Origin of the sequence: Microcoleus sp. Pol17C6, assembly GCF_036701145.1 — a bacterium.
Taxonomy (GTDB): domain Bacteria; phylum Cyanobacteriota; class Cyanobacteriia; order Cyanobacteriales; family Microcoleaceae; genus Microcoleus.
Window position 1 is genome coordinate 1 of the sequence record NZ_JAUBQH010000144.1, and the last position, 2,508, is coordinate 2,508.

At 65.6% G+C, this 2,508-nt stretch carries 2 protein-coding genes; both read left to right on the forward strand.

Features of this window, described 5'->3' with window-relative positions:
- Positions 1 to 112: 112 nt before the first annotated feature.
- Positions 113 to 1,627: an IS21 family transposase gene (gene istA, locus QUA25_RS29020; protein ID WP_333043146.1), complete on the forward strand. Its 1,515-nt coding sequence runs from the start codon at positions 113 to 115 to the stop codon at positions 1,625 to 1,627.
- Positions 1,614 to 2,342, forward strand: a complete 729-nt coding sequence (gene istB / locus QUA25_RS29025; RefSeq protein WP_333043147.1) for an IS21-like element helper ATPase IstB — start codon at positions 1,614 to 1,616, stop codon at positions 2,340 to 2,342. The genes istA and istB overlap by 14 nt, the downstream gene beginning before the upstream one ends.
- Positions 2,343 to 2,508 lie beyond the last annotated feature (166 nt).

Here is a 2,508-nt window from a genome sequence, read left to right on the forward strand (position 1 = left end):
TGTAGACCGGCGTGCAAAAGGGACCCCGTTAGCGGGGTGATCGGCGTCTAAAAGGGACCCCTCATTCTGATGTTGTAGCGGACTGCCTGGTTTTCCAGGTGGTGAGATCGGGATGTTGGTGGTGGAGACGGTTGTTCGGATTCGGCGGGAGCACGCGAGCGGGAAGGCGATCAAGGCGATTGCGCGGGATCTGCGTCTGTCGCGCAAGGTGGTGCGCAAGGCGATCCGGGCGCCGGAAGGCGCGTTTGATTATCGCCGCAAGGTTCAACCGCTGCCCCGGCTTGGGCCGTTCCAGGAGCGGCTCGATGTGCTGCTGACGGAGAACGAGGCCCGGCACCGGCGCGATCGGCTCCGCATGACCCGGATCCATGATCTGCTGCGGCGTGAGGGCTTCGAGGGATCCTACGACGCAGTCCGGCGCTACGCCCACCGCTGGACGCAAGCGCGGCGCAAGGATGCGGGTGATGGCGCGCCTGCCTTCATCCCGCTCATGTTCAAGCCTGGCGAGGCCTACCAGTTCGACTGGAGCCACGAGGATGTGGAGATCGCGGGCAAGCCGATGCGGGTGAAGGTGGCGCAGATGCGACTGTGCGCGTCGCGCGCGGTCTACGTCAGGGCCTATCCGCGCGAGACGCAGGAGATGGTGTTCGACGCCCATGCGGGCGGCTTTGCCTTCTTCGGCGGCGTTCCCCTTCGCGGTATCTACGATAACATGAAGACCGCGGTCACCACCGTGTTCGTCGGCAAGGAGCGGGTGTTCAACCGCCGCTTTCTGGTCATGGCCGATCATTACATGGTCGAGCCCACGGCCTGCTCGCCGGCAGCAGGGTGGGAGAAGGGTCAGGTTGAACACCAGGTGCAGACCATCCGAGGCCGCTTCTTCCAGCCTCGCCTGCGCTTTGCCAGCATCGAGGAGCTCAACGGGTGGCTGGAAGCTGAGTGCCTGCGCTGGGCCGCAACGCACGCCCATCCCGAGCAGAAGGAACTGACCGTTGCCGAGGCGCTGGAGCTCGAACGGCCAGCCCTGCAGCCGATGCTGGCGCCCTTCGACGGCTTCCACGAGACCGCGCATGCCGTGACCGGCACCTGCCTGATCAGCTTCGACCGCAACCGCTACTCGGTCATGGCCAAGGCGGCGCGGCGGGCCGTTCAGGTCCGCGCCTATGCCGACCGCATCGTTGTACGCCTCGGCGACGAGGTCATCGCAGAGCATGCCCGGCACTTCGGCCGCGACCGGACGATCTATAATCCCTGGCATTACCTGCCAGTGCTGGCGCACAAGCCTGGGGCCTTGCGGAACGGCGCACCCTTCCAGGGGTGGGAGCTGCCACCGGCACTGACGCGGTTGCGTCGCAAGCTGGGCGGCGGTGATGCAGCCGACCGCCGCTTCGTGCGCGTGCTGGCAGCTGTAATGACCGATGGTCTGGAAGCGGTTGAGGCCGCGATCCGGGAGGCGCTTGATAGCGGTGCCGTCAGCGACGAGGTGATCCTCAACATCCTGGCCCGATACCGGGACCCGCCATCCGAGCGCCCCTTGGACGTGATCGTCGATCTCAAGCTCAACCACCCGCCCATCGCAGACTGCGCGCGCTACGATACGATGCGAGGCCTCGATGCAGCGGCATGAGATGATCGAGGCGATGCGTTCGCTTGGCCTCAAGGGCATGGCCGGCGCGTTCGACGACGCGGTCACCACCGGGTTGCAGCGCAAGCGCACGACCCACGAGATCCTGACCGACCTGTTGCGCGCTGAAGCCGCGCATCGTCATGCCGCCTCGATCCGCTACCGCATGACCGCGGCCAAGCTGCCTGTAATCAAGGACCTCGACGCCTTCGTGTTCGAGGGCACCCCGATCAATGAAGGGCTGGTGCGCTCCCTGCACGCAGGTTCGTTCCTGCCCGGTCGCCGCAACATCGTGCTCATCGGCGGCACCGGGACGGGCAAGACCCATCTGGCCACCGCGATCACCGCCAGCGTCGTGCGCGCCGGTGCCCGCGGGCGCTACTTCAACACGGTCGATCTCGTCACCAGGCTCGAGGAAGAAGCCCGCATCGGCAAGGCCGGCTCCATCGCCGCCCAGCTCGGCAGGCTCGATCTCGTGGTGCTCGATGAACTGGGATATCTGCCGTTCGCCCGATCCGGCGGGCAGTTGTTGTTCCACCTGATCAGCAAGCTTTACGAGAAGACCTCGGTCATCATCACCACCAACCTCGCCTTTGGCGAGTGGCCCACCGTGTTCGGCGATCCGAAGATGACCACGGCGCTGCTCGATCGCATCACGCACCATTGCGATATCGTCGAGACCGGCAACGACAGCTGGCGCTTCAAAAACCGCAGCTGACCCTGTCAGAAAACCGCCTTCGCGCTGCTGACGCCTCCGGTCGGGCTACGCCCTCCCTACGCCGCCACCAGCGCGAAACGCGCGCCCAGCATCAACCGATCCGCACAGCGGCAGAGGGGTCCCTTTTGCACGCCGATAGGGGGTCCCGATTGAACGCCGATTGACA